We start from the raw sequence: 205 nt of genomic DNA, 5'->3' as shown, positions 1-205 counted from the left end.
CCCCCCGCCCGCCACGAAAGCTGCCCATCTACTACGCTTAGCCTGATACCCCCGACCATGACCGCGTTTTATGAAAAACCGCAGGCTTTCTACCTGCGGTTTTCTTTTCGCGTTGTTCGCTGTGGTTGAGGGTGGCGGCCTAAACGTAGTAGATGGGCAGGTTTCGTGGCGGGCGGGGTGCGCGAACACGCTCGCAAGACGAAAA

This window comes from Collinsella sp. AM28-11LB (assembly GCF_003469895.1).
Lineage (GTDB): Bacteria > Actinomycetota > Coriobacteriia > Coriobacteriales > Coriobacteriaceae > Collinsella.
The sequence above is the reverse complement of the archived record's forward strand: the minus strand, read 5'-3'. Positions refer to the sequence as shown.